The sequence below is a fragment of the Wenzhouxiangella sp. AB-CW3 genome (genome assembly GCF_014725735.1).
Taxonomy (GTDB): Bacteria; Pseudomonadota; Gammaproteobacteria; order Xanthomonadales; family Wenzhouxiangellaceae; genus Wenzhouxiangella.
On sequence record NZ_CP061368.1, the window covers coordinates 2,809,986 to 2,831,246 of the forward strand.

Annotated in this window: 15 protein-coding genes; 4 read left to right on the forward strand and 11 right to left on the reverse strand. The window is 57.8% G+C overall.

All coding sequences use genetic code 11. The features are described from left to right. The first annotated feature begins 6 nt into the window (after window positions 1-6). Complete coding sequence (locus tag IC757_RS12220) at window positions 7-2,193, forward strand: TonB-dependent receptor domain-containing protein (RefSeq protein ID WP_223846113.1); 2,187 nt, start codon at window positions 7-9, stop codon at window positions 2,191-2,193. Window positions 2,194-2,259: 66 nt separating this feature from the next. On the opposite strand, the gene IC757_RS12225 is transcribed toward IC757_RS12220, so the two are convergent. From IC757_RS12225 to IC757_RS12245, 5 genes are all read right to left on the reverse strand, one after another. Next, on the reverse strand, window positions 2,260-4,149 hold the full coding sequence (locus IC757_RS12225; RefSeq protein ID WP_190974585.1) for a hypothetical protein: 1,890 nt from the start codon (window positions 4,147-4,149) through the stop codon (window positions 2,260-2,262). 232 nt (window positions 4,150-4,381) lie between these two features. After that, window positions 4,382-4,975, reverse strand: a complete 594-nt coding sequence (locus IC757_RS12230) for a hypothetical protein (RefSeq protein ID WP_190974586.1) — start codon at window positions 4,973-4,975, stop codon at window positions 4,382-4,384. A 145-nt stretch (window positions 4,976-5,120) separates the two neighbouring features. Beyond that, window positions 5,121-5,732: a hypothetical protein gene (locus tag IC757_RS12235; RefSeq protein ID WP_190974587.1), complete on the reverse strand. Its 612-nt coding sequence runs from the start codon at window positions 5,730-5,732 to the stop codon at window positions 5,121-5,123. Between the two features lie 814 nt (window positions 5,733-6,546). Further along, window positions 6,547-7,023, reverse strand: coding sequence for a hypothetical protein (locus tag IC757_RS12240; protein ID WP_190974588.1), 477 nt, complete (start codon window positions 7,021-7,023; stop codon window positions 6,547-6,549). Window positions 7,024-7,027: 4 nt separating this feature from the next. Further along, window positions 7,028-7,291, reverse strand: coding sequence for a PEP-utilizing enzyme (locus IC757_RS12245; protein WP_190974589.1), 264 nt, complete (start codon window positions 7,289-7,291; stop codon window positions 7,028-7,030). Here IC757_RS12245 and IC757_RS12250 point away from each other — a divergent pair. Then, window positions 7,286-7,831, forward strand: coding sequence for a hypothetical protein (locus tag IC757_RS12250; RefSeq protein WP_190974590.1), 546 nt, complete (start codon window positions 7,286-7,288; stop codon window positions 7,829-7,831). The genes IC757_RS12245 and IC757_RS12250 overlap by 6 nt on opposite strands. A 22-nt stretch (window positions 7,832-7,853) precedes the next feature. Here IC757_RS12250 and IC757_RS12255 read toward each other — a convergent pair whose 3' ends face one another. The 5 genes from IC757_RS12255 to IC757_RS12275 all read right to left on the reverse strand — a co-directional run bounded on the left by IC757_RS12255 (window position 7,854) and on the right by IC757_RS12275 (window position 18,154). Then, window positions 7,854-9,482 (reverse strand): hypothetical protein, encoded by a 1,629-nt coding sequence (locus IC757_RS12255; protein ID WP_190974591.1) that lies wholly within the window; start codon window positions 9,480-9,482, stop codon window positions 7,854-7,856. Window positions 9,483-9,964: 482 nt separating this feature from the next. Further along, complete coding sequence (locus IC757_RS12260; RefSeq protein WP_223846114.1) at window positions 9,965-11,482, reverse strand: AAA family ATPase; 1,518 nt, start codon at window positions 11,480-11,482, stop codon at window positions 9,965-9,967. 137 nt (window positions 11,483-11,619) lie between these two features. Next, entirely contained in the window at window positions 11,620-13,752 is a 2,133-nt protein-coding gene (locus IC757_RS12265; RefSeq protein ID WP_190974593.1) for a hypothetical protein, read from the reverse strand. 270 nt (window positions 13,753-14,022) lie between these two features. Further along, the gene (locus IC757_RS12270; RefSeq protein WP_223846115.1) at window positions 14,023-15,354 is read right to left on the reverse strand and encodes a CynX/NimT family MFS transporter; all 1,332 of its coding nucleotides are present in this window, start codon (window positions 15,352-15,354) and stop codon (window positions 14,023-14,025) included. A gap of 166 nt (window positions 15,355-15,520) precedes the next feature. Then, entirely contained in the window at window positions 15,521-18,154 is a 2,634-nt protein-coding gene (locus tag IC757_RS12275; protein WP_223846116.1) for an EAL domain-containing protein, read from the reverse strand. Between the two features lie 285 nt (window positions 18,155-18,439). On the opposite strand from IC757_RS12275, the gene IC757_RS12280 reads away from it, so the two are divergent. Both IC757_RS12280 and IC757_RS12285 read left to right on the forward strand, forming a co-directional pair. After that, the gene (locus IC757_RS12280; RefSeq protein ID WP_190974595.1) at window positions 18,440-18,856 is read left to right on the forward strand and encodes a hypothetical protein; all 417 of its coding nucleotides are present in this window, start codon (window positions 18,440-18,442) and stop codon (window positions 18,854-18,856) included. Next, window positions 18,843-18,986, forward strand: coding sequence for a hypothetical protein (locus tag IC757_RS12285; protein WP_190974596.1), 144 nt, complete (start codon window positions 18,843-18,845; stop codon window positions 18,984-18,986). The genes IC757_RS12280 and IC757_RS12285 overlap by 14 nt, the downstream gene beginning before the upstream one ends. Here the strand turns inward: IC757_RS12285 and IC757_RS12290 are convergent. Next, window positions 18,983-21,142: a trypsin-like serine peptidase gene (locus tag IC757_RS12290; RefSeq protein ID WP_190974597.1), complete on the reverse strand. Its 2,160-nt coding sequence runs from the start codon at window positions 21,140-21,142 to the stop codon at window positions 18,983-18,985. The two genes, IC757_RS12285 and IC757_RS12290, sit on opposite strands and share 4 nt — an antisense overlap. Window positions 21,143-21,261: the final 119 nt, after the last annotated feature.

Here is a 21,261-nt window from a genome sequence, read left to right on the forward strand (position 1 = left end):
CAAACCGTGTACAAGATTGCCATTGTCCTGCTTGCAGTCATGCTCCCTCTGACCACCCATGCAGAGCCAGACGCCGAGGATCAGCGCGAGGAGTACGTCCGGGATTTCGACACGATCACTGTGGTGGCACACCGTCAGCCCCGTTCATTAAGTGAAGTGGCCGGCACCGTCACCGTTATCGGTCGGGAGCACATGGAGCGTGACATGGTCGTGGATATCGCCGATCTGGTGCGCTATGAACCCGGAGTGGAGGTTGACAGCGGCAGCACACGCTTTGGATTCAATGGGTTCCGTATTCGCGGCATTGGTGGCAACCGCACCGCGGTGATAATCGACAACGTGCCAGCCCCTGATCGATTTACCGTCGGCAGCTTTTCCGATACCGGCCGAGGACTGATGGAGCTGGGTCTGGCCGAACGCGTCGAGATCCTGCGTGGGCCCGCGTCAACGCTTTATGGCTCCAAGGCCTTGGGTGGTGTTGTCGCGGTAAGCCTGATCGATGTCGATGACCTGCTGCCTGGTGACGGCAGTGCGCACCGCATGACCACCGCCGGCGGAACCGATAGCGACCGGATGCGAGTGACATCGACAACGGCTCTGCGCGCCGGCAACCGAAGTCTTATTCTGGCCGCTGCCGGGCAACGTGGCGGCGAAGTCAATGTAGCCAAGCGACCGCAAGACCTGCCACGCGACGAACTTGATCGACGCCATGGCGGCGTACTGTTACGCGGAGGGCTGGATACCGCCGTTGGTCGCTTTCGCCTTTCTCTTGACGGGCTGCGCGAGACTCGCGACAGTGATCTGCACGCCATTCTCGGCCACGAACGCTTCGTCGACACGACATCATTGAAAGGAGACGATCGACGCCACCAGTGGCGATTGATTCTCGACCATCATTTCGAAGGTGCCGGTGTTGCAAGTCGCGGTCACTGGCGGGCCTGGCACCAGCAATCCGATACCCGCCAGGAAACTACCGAGCAGCGTCTCCTGGCGCCCACGCCGGTCGAGCTGTTTCGGCGTTTCGAGTTCACTCAGGATATGACCGGTGTCGGCGCCGACCTGGAAAGCGAGTTCTCCATTCTCGGCCTGGATCACCGCCTGGGCTATGGTCTGGAACTGACTCGTGCCGACATCACCACACAGCGCGATGCCATGCAGACAACACTCGAAACCGGCCAGAGCGCCCGTTTCGTGCTGGGAGAGCAGTTCCCCTTGCGCGACTTCCCTGCCAGCCGGGTCACCGAGCTGGGTGTCTACCTGCACGACGAGATCAGCCTGTGGCATCGTGGGCCGCGGCTCAGCCCCGGGATTCGCTTCGAGTACTACGACTTGTCGGTGAGAAACGACCCGCTGTTCGAAGCCCGGTTCCCCGATGCACAAACCACCTCGTTGAGCACCACTTCATGGCTGCCTCGCCTCGGCCTGGTCTGGCCGATCAACGACAGCATGGAACTGTTCGCCCAGTATGCCCGTGGCTTTCGTGCGCCACCATTCGAGGACGTCAACATCGGCCTGGAAATACCGATGTTCAACATTCGGGCAATCGCCAACCCCGACCTGGAACCCGAGCGCGGTCGTACCGCCGAGGCCGGATTGCGCTGGCGCGGTTCCGACGCTCGGGCCGAACTGGCGGTCATTCGCAATGACTACCGGGATTTCATCCAGACCCGCGCACCAATCGGATTCGATCCGGCCAGCGGCTTTCTCGAGTTCCAGTCCATCAATCGCGATTCGGTTCGTATAGAAGGTGTCGAAGCCCGCTACCAGCAACAACTTGGCAGAAACCTTACTGCCGAACTGGCCGCCGAGTGGACCCGGGGACGCGATCGGGTTGATGAACGCCCCCTGCCCGAAGTATCCCCACCCAGGCTGATCTCCGAACTGGCCTGGCTGTCGCCCTCGACAGACTGGGAAACGCGACTGATCGTCAGCGCCGTCAAGTCACAACGCGAGCTTCGGGATGAACAGGGAGACGCCCTGTTCTCGACTCCGGGGCACGCGACCGTGGACTTGCTCACCCGATACTTTCCTCGTCAGGACCTGAGCGTTGGTGTAGGCCTGTTCAATCTCACCGACCGCCAGTACTGGCGCAACGCCGCCGTACCCGGACGAGCGCCCGACGACCCGCTGCTTCCGCTGCTGGCCGAACCGGGTCGCTCATTAATGGTCACGCTTACCTGGCAGAGCCGCTGAGGCCGGGGGAGCGGTAGTACCGCCCCACCATTGACCCGGTGCGAATGCAGATCGCATGCGGCCGGGTCAATCCTCCTCGAACCGATCCCGGAACAGCAGTGGCATGTCCACTATGAAGGCACCGAGGTCGTAGACCCCCCCGGGCTGTCCATTGGGCGGCCGGATGGGGTTGGATTCGGTCAGTTCACCGCGCAGCCGACCGTCCAGATCGCGACCGGACGGCTGGTCTTCCGAGTCCGGATTGCAATAGTCGATGGCCGGCGAGATGTCACTGATCCGAAAGTCACCGGCGTCCGGGTCGACAAACTCCGGGTCGATCTGGCTATAGTAGCTGGCGGCGGTAAAACCCGACCCGGCCTCCGGCTGGTGACCAATCACGCACTGGGCCGTCGCAGTCTGCTCAGAAGCATCTTCTATGCTGACTAGCTGGGTGCCCGGCGCCCACATGATGCTGCCCGTTAGAGAGAAGTTCAGGGGACCGTTCGATGATTCCAGCCGGATTACCGGCTCTGAACCGGACTCTTCATGAACAATGGTAGACCAGCGCACATCAATGTCGCCATTCCTGGATCCTAGGATCAGGTGGCCTCCTTCGTTGTCGTGAAATAGCACTGACTCGAAGGTTGTGGATGTTGTGCCCTCCACATACACAGTATTATTACCCTCATGGCCGCTGATGTAAGTGCGCCGTACATCAAGTTCTCCACCCCTGGTTCGCAAGCCGTCACCCCAACCACTGTCCACAGTGTTGCTCCTCAGCCGACTGCATGGTGTCAGGTCACCTGCATCAAAAGTATCACAGGGTTCGTTTCCGGTCCCCATCATCTCAACACGGCTACCGGCCGGCCCGGTATTGATGCCACCTCCTCCAACGGCTCTCGCACTGTTGAGATGAACAACAGTATCGAACAACTGAACTTTGCTTCCATGCGAGACCTGAATTCCACCCCCAAGCTGGTCGGCATGGTTACCCACGATCTCCCCCGCACCATTGGAATTACCAAACTCCTGGAACTGGGATGCCCGCACTGAAATCCATCCGCTCTGTGGTGTACCGGAAAGCCCGGAAAAGATTCCGCCCCCTATGTAATCCGCATTATTCCATGCAATGCCTCCCAGGCCGGTTGTGCCCTCACCGGAATAGATAAAGATATTGCGACACCCATTGACCATGATACCTCCCCCATACATATGGGCATGATTATTGTCGATGGTCGCGCTGCCCAGGCGAATGATCGTGCGGTCTTCGGGCAGATTGTCCGTTGCCGTGCAGGCCAGCCCGCCCCCGCTATCGGCCTGGTTATTGGTGATGCGGCTTGCATTATCCACGGTCAGCATTGGCGTAAACCCTTCGCTGTCGCCAGTCGTCTCGACATGGATACCACCACCCCGAACCCGTGGGTCACTGGTATCCTGGCGCTCGGCGGTATTGAAAGATACAAGCACATTCTCCAGCGCCACCGCCAACAGCCCCGGCACCCCTTCAATCCTCAGTCCTCCACCGCCACTTTCCAGGTCGGTCTCGCCTCCGGTCAGCACCAGGTCGCGGAGAGTCACCTGCTCCTCGCCACTGGCCGTGATCCACATCACCCGGCCTTGCCCGTCGGCATCAAGTACGGAACGACCGCTGAAGGTCGGAGAACCCGAGCAGTCCTGCAGCCCGCCACGAAGCGTCACTGATCGACTCAGAATAGTGTATCCAAATGCAGGGACATTGGCCTCGTAATCGGTATGGATACGAATCTCATCCCCCTCACTACTCAGCTGGATAGCATTCTGTAGATTGGTGTGATCACAACCTTCATCGGAAGGTCCCACGGTGCGCGCGCCACTGCGCTCGACCTGTTCAATCATTCCCCGATCTTCGATCACCCCGGTGAGCCCGGACTGGGCCAGCATCAACCCGGCAACCACCATCAATCCGGCCGGTCCGGCCTCCATGGACAGTACTTTCATGAAGCTCCTCCGTCTTGCCATTTCCTACATAAGTAACAGCGCCGGCGATACCTCCGAGCATCGCCGGAATTCGCCATTTGTCTTCCCTACCAGTACTTAACGGAAAAAACGGAAAATCAGGACAGGCAAGCCCGCGATCACACCCAAATCGGCCCGCAATGCCCTGATATCAGCGACTTTTGGCCATCGATTGATTACAGATGAGAGGCAAGCTAGTAGACCATGCGGTCAATTAGAGAAGCACAATCAGCACCCCCAGAACCACAACCAGCAGACACATGGAAAGGATGACAGGCTCGCCACGGGCCAGCTGCCTGCCAAACATTGAGAAGCAATCAAGATACTCCGCTCGATGTTTCAAGAAGGGAATCAAATGCCGCTCAAGGTCTTCAGCCTGATTCAAGAGATGACTATACTGCCACTTGAGTGGTATCTGTCGTTTGCCCCAGAGCAAAGTGCCGTCTCCATATATTAGCTCGCGCGGCTCGATTCGATGGACAGCACCAGTTCCTTCCTTGAGCAGCAGCACATCACTCTGCAAGCCAAGCCGATAGCCTGTCCAGCGACGAACTTCAAAGAATATCAACATTGAGAAGGATGCCATGGCTAATGCCGCAATCCACAGATATGCCACAATCCGAATGGCATCCGACAGATCGGCATCCGGATCATCGCCGGTGAAAAGCAGCATCGTCACTCTAACCAGATAGTAACCAAGCGCAAGAACCAAAAGCGGAATCACCCAGCAGCCCAGGCGAAGGAGACGTAAAAGCCTGATGTTGGGCTGGAACCAGATGGGACCTTCTGGATATGCCTGCATGGTCACAGCGGCCTCTGCCCATGGTGCCGCCCCATTGGAGCTTGCTTCGGAAAGGCGAGGCTACTGAACCGGCATGAGTTTAGATCGGATTGTCGATTCCTGCCGTTGATAGCGGATGGAACAGATTGCGGAACCCTCCAGGACCTGAACTTCACTTCTGCTTGGTCAGGTGCCGCTTCATCAAGAAACCGAACAACAGGCCACCTGCCAGCCAGAGAAGCGCATGTACACCTATGGCACGCATACCAATACCTTCCAAGTATGCTATGGGCAGGGAAAGAACACAAAACATCACCAGACCAAAGACAAGACCCATTCTGACCCAGTTGACAGTCTTCGCCTCAGGCAACCCGGATGAAACGACCTCGGAGAATCGGCGCTTCTGCCATTCAACCCACTTCTGCTCGGCAAAGAGCTTGATCCAAATCCATATCGGAACGGTAACGGCCAACAAAAGAAGGCTGGTAATGTTCCAGAGACAGGGAATCCTGCCATGACATTCAGGGCAGATTAGTCCAAACCAATGCCCAAATGAATTCCCTTTTGACCAAAGGCGGCCATCATTCACAGCGCTGCATTCAGGACAAGGAATATACTGCCTCTCCATTAGCGGTGCATCACTGGTCTGGTCAATCAGGGTAACCTTTGGAACCCGCTGGCCAAGCACGAGCTCATTGAATGCAATTCCAGGATTGATGATCCAGTGCAACAACATTGGATGGGGCAGCTTCCAGACCTTGTACTTATTAGTGTCAATTTCCATCTGTATTCCTTGATCTGACATCGCTGCGGTTATGCTTTCTCTTGCATATGTGCAAATGAGATTGGCCGGCAGCCGGGGATCAAATTCATATCGGCGACGCAATAGAATACCTACGGCAAAGCCTACCTGCAAGCACATTGTTCGTGTACAAGGTATAGCGGATGAGGGGACACAACAGTCCAGGTTTCGGCACGTCATCACTTTTCATCACACTCACTCATTGCATGCCCTGCAATGCCGTAATCGAATACGGCACGCAGCATATCTCCAGCACTCATGCTGCGGCAGAGAAGCTACGTTTGCAGTTGTTAAACCGGCAACGAAATACCTACGGTATTCGTTGCGCGGCATTTGCGGCACATGTCCGAAAATGCCTTCGCTTCGCGGCCCCGGCCGTTCCGGCCGGGCATTAACCCACCAACCTGTTTGGTTGCCGGGTTAATAACCCGACTTGCATCCAGTCGGAGAGCAACGTCGGTGGAAGGCGGCTTCAGGAACTCTCGCACTGGTCCCTTGCTGATAATCGGCCTCAACTCAAGCGGGCTCCGGGGCCCGGCCATTCAAGCGGGTCCAGAGCCAACCGTTTGCATCACGAAAAGAGAGCCTTAAGCCATTGATTATCCTGCCCTTTAGTGCCTTGACAGAGAGTGGGTCGATTTGCTAGCCTCCGGCACGCACTAACGATAGTGAAGAAAAGGGGGGCGCTATCGAAGTGTTCTCAAAGCCAATCTGAGAAGTAGGAGAGTGACTTATGAGAAACACATCGATATTGGCCTTTTCGACACTATTGCTTGCCCTGGTGCTCGGCGCTTCGTCAAGTGCTATTGCGCATGAGAATCAGCAAGTCGGGCAACCACAATCCCTGATCGCCTACCCTTCGAATGAGATCCTTGCCGAGCACGCCCACCTGCTCAAGGAAATGGGCAGGTTGCACGGCGTGGAGGTTTCGGACGTAAGCTTCCAGCAAAGCGCCAGGGATGAGGGGGAGCATGGCTTGATGGACACCAGCTGCACTGCCATGGCAACCATCAGCATCCCGGGCGGAACCGGGGTTGAGGTATCTGCCACCGCGCCAACGTGTGCCGAGGCCGTCGAGATGCTGATGGATGTAATCGAGGCTTTCTGATTGGCCATGCGGTTCGCTTGGCTCTGATGTGAGCCATGGAGATTTGAAAGCCCCGCCGTTGCGCGGCGCCGTCGCGGCGGGGCTTTCTTGTTTGCTGCGCATGATGTTCAGTATTTCCTGATCAATCCCATGCAAGCGGCTGGCATTGCAGGTCTCGTCATGCACCTACTTACTCAGCGATGACCTTGACCGTGCCGGCATCTGCATCCACTTCTATCATTGGTTGATTCGACAAGGTTGTTGTTGCACCCTCTATGCCGGCCACGCAGGGCAAGCCCAACTCCCGGGCCACGATGGCACCATGCTGCAAGGTGCCACCTACTTCGAGGACGACTGCAGCGGCATTGGCAAACAAGGGCGTCCAACCCGGATCCGTGGCATAGGGGACCAGCACATCGCCCGGGGCGAGGCTTGCCGCTTCGGGTGAGTGCACGACGCACGCTCGCCCTCTCGCCACCCCTGGCGAAATCCCGACACCCTGAAGCCCACCAGCACTATCGGTGTCCAGAACCTGTTGGAGGATTCGGCCGCGCGAATCGATCAGCGGCGGGAAGTTGACAACAGCAGATTCCAGCATGGGCTGCCAGTCGCTGCGTTCTTTTATTCGGGACGTCAGACTGGGTTCGGTGTCGTCAAGCGCTTCGACCAGCTCTTGCCATTCGAGCTGAAAAGCCTGATGCGGCCCGTCCAGATGTCCACCTTGATGAAGTTAACGACCGGCGGCAAGAAGACGGCCACGAAGCGACTGCATGATGAGCAACAGATGTTCTTTCGGTGTGTCGCGCAGGCCGCCGTATCGCTCGATGACCTGGTGGAGATGTCTCAGTATTCGTCGCCGGACCGGCCCGGCGCGCCCGAGCAGCGTGGCTACCGCTTCTCGCCGGTGCCGGATTCGCTTTTGCCAGGCGCGTTCCGGATCGAAGGAGCATCGGTCAGTCGGCATTCGGACAACCTACTGAGAGATCACAGTTAAGGAGCCCTGTCTGCCTGTAGTGTTACTCGAACCGGCTCTGGAAGATCCCGTCCTCCAGCACGGGCCAGTTGGTTTCGTAAGCACCGATGTCGTAGGGGCTATTGCCACTCCAGGCCGGCGGATTGACAAGCGGAGAGCCGGCATGCGCACTGCCACGGGAACGGCCGGCCAGATCGCGGTTGCTGGCCGTGGATCCATCACAAAAGTCGATAACCGGTGAGGTCGGAGACGGGTAGTGGAGGCGAGTGGCATCCTTTTCCATCAGGCGCGGATTGTTCTGCTGGTATCGATCCCAGGAGCCGTAGATCTGTGAATGATGCTGGTGGCCCATGACACAACGGGTCAACACATCAAAGTCACCGTTTCCACCGGCACTCACCACGTCGCCAGTCGTTTCATGAACGATGCTGCCAAGCAACCGAACCCGGGCGCTACCGGTATTGGTGAACGCACGAACCGCACTGGTCGGGCTGACATTATCGGTAATGGTGGACCAGCCAACGGTCAGATCGGAGTGGGTCCATGCATAGAACAGGGCATTGCCCGAGTTTCCGAATACCAGACTATTGGAGAAGATCGCCTGGCCGGGGTGGCCTTCGGTACCGCGAACCGTGACCACACTGCCTTGAGTCGTGGCATCGTTGCCACTGATCTGGGTATAGTCAACCGATAACTCGCCACCATCGACGAAGGCAGCACCACCACGTCGGCCGGCGGTATTGTTACGTAGCCGACTGCATCTGGGGATTGTGGTGATCCCGGCACTGCTCTGCGAAGGCTGGCACGGCGCTGTCGGACCAGTCGGACCGCGCCGCATCTCGACAAGGGCACGATCGTTGACAAACAAGCCACCGCCATCGTCATCGGCTGAATTGGCATCGATGATGACATCTTCAAGCATCAGGCGGGTTGATGGACCGGTAACATACGCTCCACCGCCCATATCGGCCTGGTTGAATGTCAAACGACCAGCATTCAAATCGCCAACGGAAATACCACTGCTGGTCCCCGAACTACCGCGAAAGTTCATTCTGCTGCCATCGCTCAGGTAGATGCCGCCGCCAGAACCAGTGGCGGAATTGCCGAAGATCGCGGAGTCGGGGACAATCAGAAACATGCTGCCCCCGCTATACCACTGAATGGTGGCACAATCGACCGCGGCAAACCCTCCTCCGTTAGTGGCCTGATTGTCGATGATATTGGTGCGATCAATGACCATCATATTGGAGATCCCGACGTTGTAGCCCGACAAATTCATGCAGGCGAGCCCCCCGCCGTAGTGGCCTGCAACATTGGAACCGATCCAGGTGTCAGCATCGGTGACCAGAACAAGCCCACCGTGTCCGGCAATGGCCTCATTGATCAAAACCGCCACACCCCCGCCATTGGCTTCGGATTCATTGTTCTCGACCCGAACGTTATTCAAGGTCACGGACAACGCGCCCGGACGCCCCTCAATCAGCACCCCACCACCAGACTGGGACGTGTAACCGTTTGTAATGAGCAGATTCTCCAGTACCACGCTGTGCGGCCCGTCCTCACCTTTCGGCATCCAGATATCGAAAATCCGATCCTGGCCATCGGCATCCAGAATCGTTTGACCCGTCGACTCGGTGGCCGTACAGGATGCGTAGCCACCGCGAATGGTCAAGCTCTTGGCAAAAATGTAGTAGGAGTTACCACGATAGTGATCAGCCTCCCCCGACAGAAGGATAATATCCCCGCCACTGGCTGAGTTGATGGCGGCCTGAAGACTGACATAGTCACATTCTGCGTCATCCGACCCGACTCGGATAATATTGCCCTGCCCTGCTGTAGCTGAAAGACTCGCCAGAAAAAAATTCGTGGCAATACACATAAGCGCCGTAACTATTGAATATCGCTTGATTATTCTCATTCTTGTATTCCTTTGGAAAGAAGGTTTTTCTTGCTTATCAGCGCCTATTACGAAACCCTTTCAGAATTCCTGCCACAAAGATCCCATGATTCCTGAAAAGCGCTCAGAGCCCAGGCTCCTTACGAGTCTCTGGGCCACAAGCGCTGCAACGAATCTTGCTCCTGCGAACTGGTAATCCCCCCATTTTTCGCTCCCCCATCCGCCAACTGGCTATTATTAATAAAAACCTGAACTGCTCAAGCCGCCACCGCCCGATTGGCCGCCCATTGCCGAAGTTCAGTGATCGGCTCGGCCATGGTTACCGACAACGGCCGGGTGTTGTGGATTTCGTTCATCAGGTCGTCGGTAGTCAATGGCTCGCCCCTGGCGTGGGCGACATACAGTGCCGCCACGACCAGGTGCTCCAGTTCCGCACCGGAAAAACCCTCGGTCGCCCGGGCAATGTCGTCCAGCGGATAAAGCTGCGGCTTGAGTTCCCGACGGTGGAAATGAATGGCCAGAATCTCCGCCCGTATCTTTTCATCAGGCAGGTCAACGAAGAAGATTTCGTCGAAGCGCCCCTTGCGCACCAGCTCCGGCGGCAGGATGCTGATGTCGTTGGCAGTTGCGGCGATGAACACGCGCGAACGGTGTTCGGCCATCCAGGTCAGTAGAGTGCCCAGCATTCGCCGCGACGTACCGCCATCGGTATCCGACACCGCCAGCCCTTTCTCGATCTCGTCGATCCACAACACGCACGGCGCCATCAATTCGGCCGCCTGCAACGATTCACGCAGATTGCGCTCGCTTTCACCATGGAAACGATTGAACAGGGCTCCGCAATCCAGATGCAACAGGGGCACACCAAACAAACCGGCCGCCGCGCGTGCCGCCAGTGACTTGCCACACCCCTGCACCCCCAACAACAACATCCCGCGCGGCATGTCCAGGCCCGGTGGCGGCTCGGCGGCCGCAAACACCGAAGCGCGTGTTTCCAGCCACTGTCTGAGTCGGGGCATGCCGGCGATCTGACTGAAGCGCGCCGTTTCCAGCTCGAAATTCAGTATCCCACCGGGATTGAGCAACTCGAACTTTGCCTGCATGACATCTGGGAGGTCATCCTCGTCCAGCGCACCGTCATCGAAGATGGCATTACGTGCCAGTCGCCGGGCATCTTTCAGGGTCAGCCCTTCCAGATTGGTCAACAAGCGCTCCAGCGCCTGCTCGCAAATGGCTGCACCGCCTGAGCCTCGCTGTTTCTCCCAACGCTGGGCCTCTTCACGAACCATCTGCTTCAGTGTTTGGCGATCAGGGGGCGCGATGCGAAAACACCGGGCCTGGCGCTCCAGTTCCGCTGGCAGTTTCAGCGACGGACTGATCAGCACGACCGTACGCGGGTTCGCCCCGTCGTCCTGACGACTCATCTCGCGCAGATGTCGCACCACCACCGGGTCATTGAGGTAGTGATGAAAGTCCATCAGTAGATAGATGCCCCGATCAGGCCGCTGTCGAAGATGCTCCAGTGCCTTTTCGGGATCGGCAAACTCCGCGGCCAGCGTCTGTTCCCGCTCCACCCACACCAGGCCCGTGGCAGCTGTCCACTTTAGCAACGGCCGACTCATCTGCCGCCGGAGCTCGGAGAACAACGTCATCGCCTGGGGCTCATCATGACACTCAATGGTAATCAACGGCGTCCCGGCACGAATCATCGCCGAGAGAGCGGCCAGCTCGGCCGGGTTGACGCTAGCTTCTGCCGAAAAGGAAAAATCGTTCAATTCTGAGCACCTCATCCCAAGTCCCACGCCATTGTGAGGCAAAGTCGAGACAATGTCACACATCCCAAAGACGAGTTGACTAGGTGCTGGGGAGAAGGCGGAGGGTGGTTGAGGATATCGGAGGCTCTGCGAGCCCCTCAGAACTCGAAGCGGTCCATGAAAAGAGTATCGGTAGAACGAATGGAATAGGCACCAGCAGTGAAAATCACCGGATTCCCCGGCAGAGTCGTCAGGACCCCGCGCTGGCGCCCAGCAAGGTCCAGCTCGTCGTTGTAGAAAGCACCACTGCACTGAAAGGCGGGACTGGACATCGAAACCGTCCAGTCCTTATTGGACGGTGCCCCGAAACGAGGATCATTGCCGTCTACCTGAATGGCACTGTTGGCTACTGCTGTGACCGCATCAGGATCATGAGTGATCAAACAATTGACCTGATCGACTTCGGCCGTATCGTCGACTCTGAAGTAGTCGCTAAATTCATCTCCTGGCTGCCAGATGATGCTGGAAACAAGGTCCAATGGCGCCGTGTTGGTACTGGAACCGGCAATCCAGATCAACTCACCGGGATTGGAAGGTGCCGAGGATACATTGTTGGCAACGGTCGTCCAGGCGATTCGCACCTCACCATTTCGTGAATTGCGCAACAGTCGCCGAACCTTGTTATTGACGATCAGCGAGGAGTTGACATGCAGGGTCGGTATCACACTATCCGAGTTATTCTGGATATAAAAAACGCTGCTCGCCAAGGAGCCCTGATTATCCCTGATAACTGTCCGGCTGACCTTGACCTGGGCACCAAGACCTACTGTGACAGCCATGCCGCCAATGAAAGCGTTCGGGACTTCTGACTGAGCGTTAGCCAAAATCTGCGAACAACCGTCTGGCCCATTGGGCATCGTGCACTGACCATCTTCCGAGTGGTCGACACTTAGCTTTGACGAATTTCCGGCTCGCAGGGCCGGAGAACTTCTGGCCGAGTTACCTTCCAGACGGACATCTCGCAACCGGACCTCTGTCGCGCTGTTCTCCGAAGCGATCGCCCCACCGAAACCACCGTCAAGGACGCTATTGCCGACAATATGAATTGATTGTTCAGGCGGGGAATAGTCGCGATTGCCACCATCGATTTCCAGGACCGTGCCGGAAACGGCACCGATCCCACCAGCTCTCGGCGACTGCGGACCAGGATCTTCTGCCCTGTCCTCCGCGACGTTGTCCTGAATACCCTGCTCCGACCCGCTTGCATAAACTTCGACATCACAACCGCGAAGCCACATTCCGCCTCCCCACCAGGCTCGGTTGGCACGAATAAGCCCGGCAGTCATGATGAACTCGGGGCGATCATCGTCCAGGTTGGTGCAGTAAACGCCACCACCCAATCCGCTGACACGATTGCTGTCTATCAGCGGCTGGTAGTTGACCTGCAGGGCCGGCTCAAGCAGCACCTCCGACGAGCCGCTGACATAGAGACCTCCGCCATCACCCTCGGCCTCGTTGTCATATATGCCCGCTGATACCGTATTACCCTCTCGCTCACCGGTTCGCAAAGTCAGGTTGCAGTCCTCCAGGTAGATACCGCCACCATCTTCAGTCGCCCGATTACCTTGAATCAGGCCGGCATTCAGCTCGATGACGCCACTGCGAATCGTACCAGCGGATTCTTCGCAGTAGATACCACCACCCTTACTCGCCTGATTGTCGAAAATCTCGGTACCCGGATCGTCGATCGAAACACGTTGCCCGATCGGACCATTCATAAAGACGCCCCCACCACGACCCGTAGTCTCGTTGCCGTGGATCAGCACATTTTCCAGCGTCAGATGAGTGCGATTCCCTAGTCGGATGCCCGCACCATCACCCGATCCACTGGCACCGGTGATCTCAAGATTGATTAGGTTGAGTTCATGGGTCGACGTCCCGAAGCGAGTATTGATGGCACGGCTTGTATCACGCCCCAAAGTGGTCCGCCCGCTAGGAGTCGAGGATGAGCAGGTAGGAAAACCTCCGGCTATGGTGAGTGACTTCATATCGATGGTAATTTCTATACCATCATATGACTGGTTGTTGGCCACCAGCACCGTTCCACCATCGTCTACGGCATTAATGGCGTCGGTCAGACTGGTGGTATCGCAAGCCTGATCTGAGCCAACTTTGATTTGCTGGGCGGCCGAAAGCGGCGCGGGAAGGGAAAAGCAAAGCAGGGCCAGGAGTCCCCAAAACACCGTAACACTAGAATCTGACGTGCCTTCAGCCTTCATGTTCGGAAGCATTTGAGCATTGAAATCCAAGAGCCCTCTTTATACTAGTTTGGCTGCGAGGGAGTGGCGTGTCAAGAACTTCTTGGCCCTGGAGAACACCCTACTGGAGTCAGGCCTTGGCAGGTACAACCGACAATGTCGATTTTGCCGGCACCGCTCATACAGGGCATCACCTTGATCCGAATAAGCTGAATCATCCCGGTCAACAAGGCTTGCCAGCCGGGTGCAATCTCCGGGAAAACACGCGGGTTGTGCAACCCACCCGATCAAGGTAACGCTGAATCAGTCATTTGAATCTCCGGCGCTGTCACTATTCATCGATGTGAAAGCGCTTGCCTGATATTGCTCTTCCAGCGGATCTTCCAGCGGCTCACCTTCTTCGTTTTGCAACTGGCTGTCGTAGGCCGCCTGGAGGCCACTCTCATCGTCACCCTCTTGCTCCTCTGCCGAAGCGATGGCACCGGGATAAAACGGCGACAGCATGGCCACAAGAATACCCAAAGCCGCAAACATGGCAAAAGCATCGCCGTAACCGAAACCGTCGGCCAAAGTACCGACCAAGGGAGAACCAGTCGCCTGCCCCAGGGACACGGCCATGAAGGGCAAGACCGGTCCGGCGGAAGGGCGCCCGGGCAACAACCGAATGCCCGTCAACAGATACAACCCCGTCAGACTCATGTAGGCCAGGCCGAAAACCAGCGCGGAAAAGGCGGTCAACAGTGGCTGGGCAGGACTGGCCACGAGCAGCGCGAGGCTGGCGGACAGCATCATCAGCATCAAGGCCTGGGTAATGGGCGGGTTGTTTCGATCAGCCAAATCGGCCACTGCCGCACCACCGAGACCGGCCACACCCACGGCCAACCAGAGCCACGCCGTGGCATCGGCGGGCTGGTCGCCAAGCGTCACCACCAGATCGGGCGCAAAGATCCAGTAAGCAGAAGAGATAAAGCCCATCAGATAGGCAAACAGCGCAAGACTGACCAGACGCGACCATGGCAATCGAGTCAAAGGCGGCGGTAGCGCGGCATCGGCCGGCATGATGCTCGACACCGAGGGCAGCAGGCGCCATGCGGCCACTACACCGAGCAGCGCGAGGATGGCAAACGAGAGATAGGCGGAACGCCAGGCACCCGCAAGGATCAGCACCATGGGCACGGCCAGCATTACGCCCACACTGGTGCCGGCATTCATGACTGAACTGACACGCCCGTGCAGTGAACGCTTCACGACCACCTGCATGGCGGCCGTAAGGGCCGGCATCATCAGTCCGGTGCACAGCCCGCAGGCGAAAACCCCGATCCCCAGGAGCAGCGCATCACCAGCGAGGCTGATCAATCCAAGCCCGACAGCCCCCAGAACACCGGAAAGAACAGCCGTGTTGCGAGAACCAAGCAAAGCGGTAACCAGCGGCGCCACTGCCGTGGCCAGCAGGAAGCTGACCAGAGGGAGAGCACCGATAAACCCGATCACAGAGGCCGAAAGACCGAGCTCTTCGCGGATCGGCGGCACAAACAGTCCGAAGGCAAAACGGGCCAGACCGTAGCTGATCGCAACCAGCACGGCCCCAAGTATCGCGAACTGCATGCTCGAGAGCCTGGCTATGCTTGCTGTCATGTAATCTCCAATGAAGCGCCCAGGATGCCTGAACTGATCAAGCCACCACCAACCGACTGGCGCTTATTGCCGAAGTTCAGTTGTCGGACTGACCATGGTTACATGGCAACGGTCGGGTGTTGTCGAATTCGCTCATCAGGTCGTTCTTGGGGCCGGGGAGAGACCATCAGCTCGACTCCTCATGGTGCTTTGACAGCCAGCCACTAACCTCTTCTTCAGGCATCGGGCGGGCGAAGGCGTAGCCTTGCACGATCTCGCAGCCCAGCTTGCGTAGCGCATCGGCATGTTCCGGAGTTTCCACGCCCTCGGCCACCACGCGCAGGCCGAATGCTTCTGCAAGACCGATCACGCTACGCACAATGTTGTAGTCGTTGAGATCGGTCAGCATGTCGCGCACAAAGCTTTGGTCGATCTTGACTTCATCGACTGGCAGGCTGCGCAGGTGGCTGAGCGAGGAATAGCCGGTGCCAAAATCGTCCAGCGAGATCTGAAGCCCCAGGTCGCCCACTGCAAGCAATACGGCGACGGCCCGCTCGAGGTGGGTGACCGCGGCACTTTCGACAATCTCAAATTCCAGGCGCTCAGGCAGCACGTCTGGGTAACGACTGAGCAAATCCTGCAGCCTGTCGACAAAGCCCTCGCTCAAAAGATGCGGGCCGGAGATGTTGACACTCAAGCTCAGATCCAGTCCGCCCTGCAGCCAATGCTGAAGCTGCTGCAAAGCCTGCTCGATAATGTAGTCGCCAAATCGCGATTCCAGCCCGGTGCGATCCAGCGCCGGCAAAAACCGGGCCGGTGCAAGCACGCCGGACTCGGGATGGTGCCATCGCACCAACCCCTCAAAACCCTCAACCCGCCCACTAGCCAACCTGACCTTGGGCTGGAAATGCAGGCGGAACTGACCCTGCTCCAGGCCGGCTTCAATCTTGCGCAGGCGCTCCCTCTGTTCACTGACCCGAGCCTCGATTTCTGTGTCAAACAAGCTGAACTGGTTGCGCCCCATGGCCTTGGCTCTGTACATGGCCTGATCAGCGTGACGAAGCAAGGTGTCCGGGTCGGTATCGTCCTGTGGGAAGAGCGTAACACCAATACTCCCGCTCACCTGAAAGTGGCGCCCATCCAGCTCAATCGGTCGCGAGATGCCGTCAAGAATGAACCGAAGCCTTTTCTCAAGCTCCGGACCATCGCCGATACTATCCATCGCCAACACAAACTCGTCGCCACCGAGACGAGCGACCAGGTCACTGCCGCGAACCAACCGATGCAGGCGTTTTCCGACCTCGACCAGCACGCTGTCACCAACTTCATGGCCCATGGCGTCATTGATCGGCTTGAAGTCGTCAAGATCGAGATAGCACAGCGCGAACGAACTTTGCGCGCGCCGAGCCCGGACCATCATCTGTTCCAGCAACACCCCCATCAGTCGCCGATTAGGCAGACCGGTCAACGCGTCATAGTTGGCCATGCGGTCCAGCGCATCCTCGTGCGCTTTGCGTTCGCTCAAGTCAATATCAACGCAGAACAACTCGGGCTCGCCTTCAGCCCGGCGCAGCACGGTATGACTGGAATAGACTGGAACCCGACTCCCATCCTTGCGCATCAACTCCAGCTCACCATTCTCGATGTCCTCGCCTTCGAGCATTCGTTGCAGGTTCTGACGGACCTCCTCACGCATCTCCGGCGGGACGATTAACTCGACCAGATTCTCGCCAATAGCCTCCTCCGCAGAATAGCCGTACAGCTCTTCGGAAGCACGATTCCAGTAGCGAACCTGGCCATCGGCATCGTATCCTTGCACCGACACCCCGTCCACGTCTTGCAGAATGCGACGGAACCATGCCTCGCTTTCGCGCAGGCGATGCTCCGCGGCGCGGCGTTCGGTAATATCAAGGCACACGCCCAGCACACAGGTACGCCCGCTGAGCAGGATTGCAGTCAGGGTCACGTGATGCCAAAGAACGTGGCCATCAGCATGCCGTGACGACCACTCGAAACGATCACTACCGCCTCGAGCCGCCAGCCGCAATCCTTCCAGCGCTTGCTCCTCACCATATTCAGGCCCCATGAGGGCGTGCGGCTTGGCTGCCTGAAAGCTTTCGATCGAATCATATCCCCAACCCGACCAAGCCTGCCGGTTGGCATCCAGCACTTCGCCAGTATCCGCATCATGCAGCATGATCGCCAACGGACTTTGCTCAAACAGCACGCGAAACTGAAGCTCGGCCTCACGACGGTCGGTCACGTCAGTGGTGCAACCAGGCCAGGTAAATTGCCCATTGACCTCGCGTGGCCAGGACTCGATTCTAAGCCAGCGCTGACGACCCTCGACGATGAAGCGCGCCTCGATCGTCAAGGGAGTATTCTGCTTGCGCGCCGACTCATGATTCTGCAAGACCTGCTCGTGATCATCCGGATGCACATTGGAGAAAGCGGCGTAGAGATCCTCCTCGGCCTCGAGACGCGAGACGCCCATCAACTCCAGCGCACGATCGTTGACATAGATGAATTTGGGGCCGACATCTTCATCATCGACTACCTCGTGCAAACCGATCGGGAGGTTGCCAGCCATGTTTTCATACTGTGCGAGCCGTCGCTGTATCCTGCTGGCTTGCCACCGGGCACGACCAAGTGAGCGCCATAGCAAGAGTGCCATGGAGGACGAAACCATGGCCAGCAGCCCCAGGACGGCGACGATGAGCGGGGTCTGGACAACCGAGGCAACACTGGCGGATTCCGCCGACCAGGCCGGCGCCGCTGTCGTCAGGCCCGTCAAGATGACCAGACCCCTCGTGGCCGGCATCCTGCATCCCTCGGCACCCCTTGAACCATTGCCACGGCAATTCATTCTGGCACTCCCATTTCCTCGCGCCTGCAGCCGCACGACTTGAAGACCAATGTAGCATGCTGCGCATCCCGGTACTGTGTAGTACCAACCCGACAGGTTCAGGGAGCGCAGAAAGCTCACCCTTTTTCTGAGGACGCCCGCCAGACGGCCTGGGTCTGACTGAAGCGGCAGAAGCGGAGGCATATTGGTCACCCCGCAAGTGCTGGTCAAACTCACACCCCGCCTGCCTACACCCCAGTGATGAATCTCTCCGACGGCAGTGCAGAAGTCGCTTACGACAGCGAGCCTGGTCGTGTCTTTGAGATCAGCATGACCGGCGATGGCAGCGTCTGGGCCGCCACCGAAACCGGGCTGCTGCACCGCCGCACGGATACACCGGCCGAGGATTTTGAGCTTGTAACCCTGCCCGGCGTTGATAAAAACGAACGCATGGCCAGTCTGGCAATCACAAATGACGGCGCGCTGTATGTCGGTACGGCCCGTGAGGGTCTTTTCCGTATCGACAGAGAGGGTGAAATCACTCGCCGGCATGTCGAGTGCTTCAGTGGCGAATGGGTCTACTCCCTGGCCGAGATCCGCCCCGGCGTACTCTGGCTGGGCACCTACGGCCAGGGCCTGATCGAGATATCCGAAAGCGGTGATCATGCCTGCCGGTAGCACCCGGCTGGCCGTGGAATTTGCCTCGCTGACCTACGCCATCTCGTCGCCATCGCGCTACCGCTACCGGCTGCATGGCTTTGATCCCGACTGGCGTCACACCGATCAAGAGTACCGCATGGCCCACTAGGGTGCGTCAACCTCGAAACGATCGTGCAGGATCTCAATCGAGGTTTCGGTCCACTGGTAGTTCAATGAGATATGGCCCTGATCATGGGAAACCCCGGCAACGGCAACGTAATAGCGCTCGTCAGAGCGGGTGGCGAACTCCACCTCGTTGCTTGAGCCAGCTGAATCATCACAAGCGACCAGTGTACGCTCATCCACGGCGTCGCCAGTATACACAGCAATCAACAAATCAAAGTTGCTGCCCTCGGTATCGATACGCAGGCGCCCGGGATCAACTCGTGGGGGAAAGGTCCACCAAACCGAAGTATCTGTAAAATTTCCACAATGTAGAGATTCACCAATCTCACTGGTGGCACCCCAATTGTCTCCCGCACGGGCTCCAGCAGTACCCGGAATGTTCAGCGCATCTGCAAAATCGTCGTTCTCTGGCGGCTCTATGTGCCATTCAAGCGCGAACGATCCTTCGGCACCTTCAGCACCGTCAACGACAACAGCGTGCTGAACTTGGAAGTTCGGAGTGAAAGTTACGGTGTTGTTGCCCCCAGCACTGTCATCACAACCCTGTAAATTCAGAAACCGAAGGTCAGAGCCCCGATAGGCGGCAAGGATCAAATCCATATCTGACGAAATTGCCGTGAAGGTGACCGGGCGAGACACCGGAGGGGTCCAGGTCCACCACATGCTTCGCCCGGCATCGTCATTGCCGCAATGATTGGGCTCGGACACCTGCCGAGTCGCGCCGACATTGTCGCGCACCATGAAGCCTCTGCCGGCATTGGGCAGATCGACTTCACCGAAATCATCGGCCAGGGTGGGCGTACCCGGAGGAGTCCAGTCCAGCCAGTTCTCAATCAGGCTCTGGTTCTGGCTGACCAGCCGGGGGCCCCAGTTGATCTCGCTGGAATCACTGCCACAGCAATGAACCGCAATCACCCGTCGATCAGGGCTGATAAAGCGCCAAAGTGGTGATCCACTCTGTCCCCCACTGGAGTCCGCGTCATGGTAGAGGAGCCGGTCACTGGTGCCACCAATCGAAGTCGAATCACTGGTGTTGTACCATTGAGCCATGCTCGGATCTTCCTCCTCATTGGTTTCTTCATGCACCAGACGCGGATAGCCCGATGTATTCATGGTCTGGGCACCGGAGTCCTCGAAAACCAGGGGCATGAAAGTGGTGATCTCGGTAAATGGCCGACTAAGGTTTAGGCCTGCATAGTCAAAATGCCAGGCCCACTCATCGCTTGTCCAGCCGGTATTCAGCCGCACCCGATAAACTGGGTGGGTCCCATAGGGCCGGATGACATCCTCGCCCTGGCCTGCCGAGAATTGCCCTGGAGAAAGCTCCGCAGCGCGCACGGTTCCGCCTTCGTCATCACGTTCGTCGTTGTATACGCAATGGCCATTAGTCAGTGCCAGGTGCGGGCCAACCAGGAAGGCGGTACATCGATAGCGATTCATGGTGGGATACTGCTGGCTAAGGAATCCGATCGTGTTCCATGGGTGAGACTGAACCTGGACCAAGCTACGGCGAACTCGGTCATCTTCATCCCCAATCACGACTTGCGGACCGCCTTCTGCCCGAGGCTTGTACTGCTCTATCTCAGTGGACAAGTCGTATTTCGGTCGGGGAGCAGCAAGCCCCCTGTATGAGGATTCGGCTGGAAAGTACTCAGTATCCGGCTCGTCAGCGGATGGACTGACTTCCCGCCCGGGCAACTCGCCTGATTCTATAGCCGGTGGCGGCAGATCCAGCTCCGGCGCGTCGGGCGGCAAGATCTCCCAGTATTCGGGATCAGGCAAATACACCTCCCACGTGCTGGAACGAGCCATCAATTCACTGGCCTCGTCAGCGCTCAGAATCTGGAAGTCAGGCCGCTCAAGGATGACACACATGGATATGCCATCCGCAAGATCGTATTCCGCCCAGCGATGAACAACACCGTCAATGACCTGCAGAACCCTTCGATGCGGATTATAGTCACGGACAGCCGAGGGGCAGTCCATCAACAATCGACCTTCCAGGGATCTTGCCTCTAGTTCATCACTCTCGCCCGCGAGGCTCGCCGACTGGCCCATCGCAGCCATCACCATAAGGACAAGGAACATCGCTGCTGTTGAAGGGCTTCTGCCCACCGAAGTATTCTTTCTTATCTGCATAAGGGTTCCTGAGCTATCGACCGATGAGGCTCGTCACAAAAGGCCTCTCCCCCTCTTCAACGGATTCTATTCAGATTCGCGTCAGAGGAATACTCCGCATGCTGAATTTCTCGAATTGA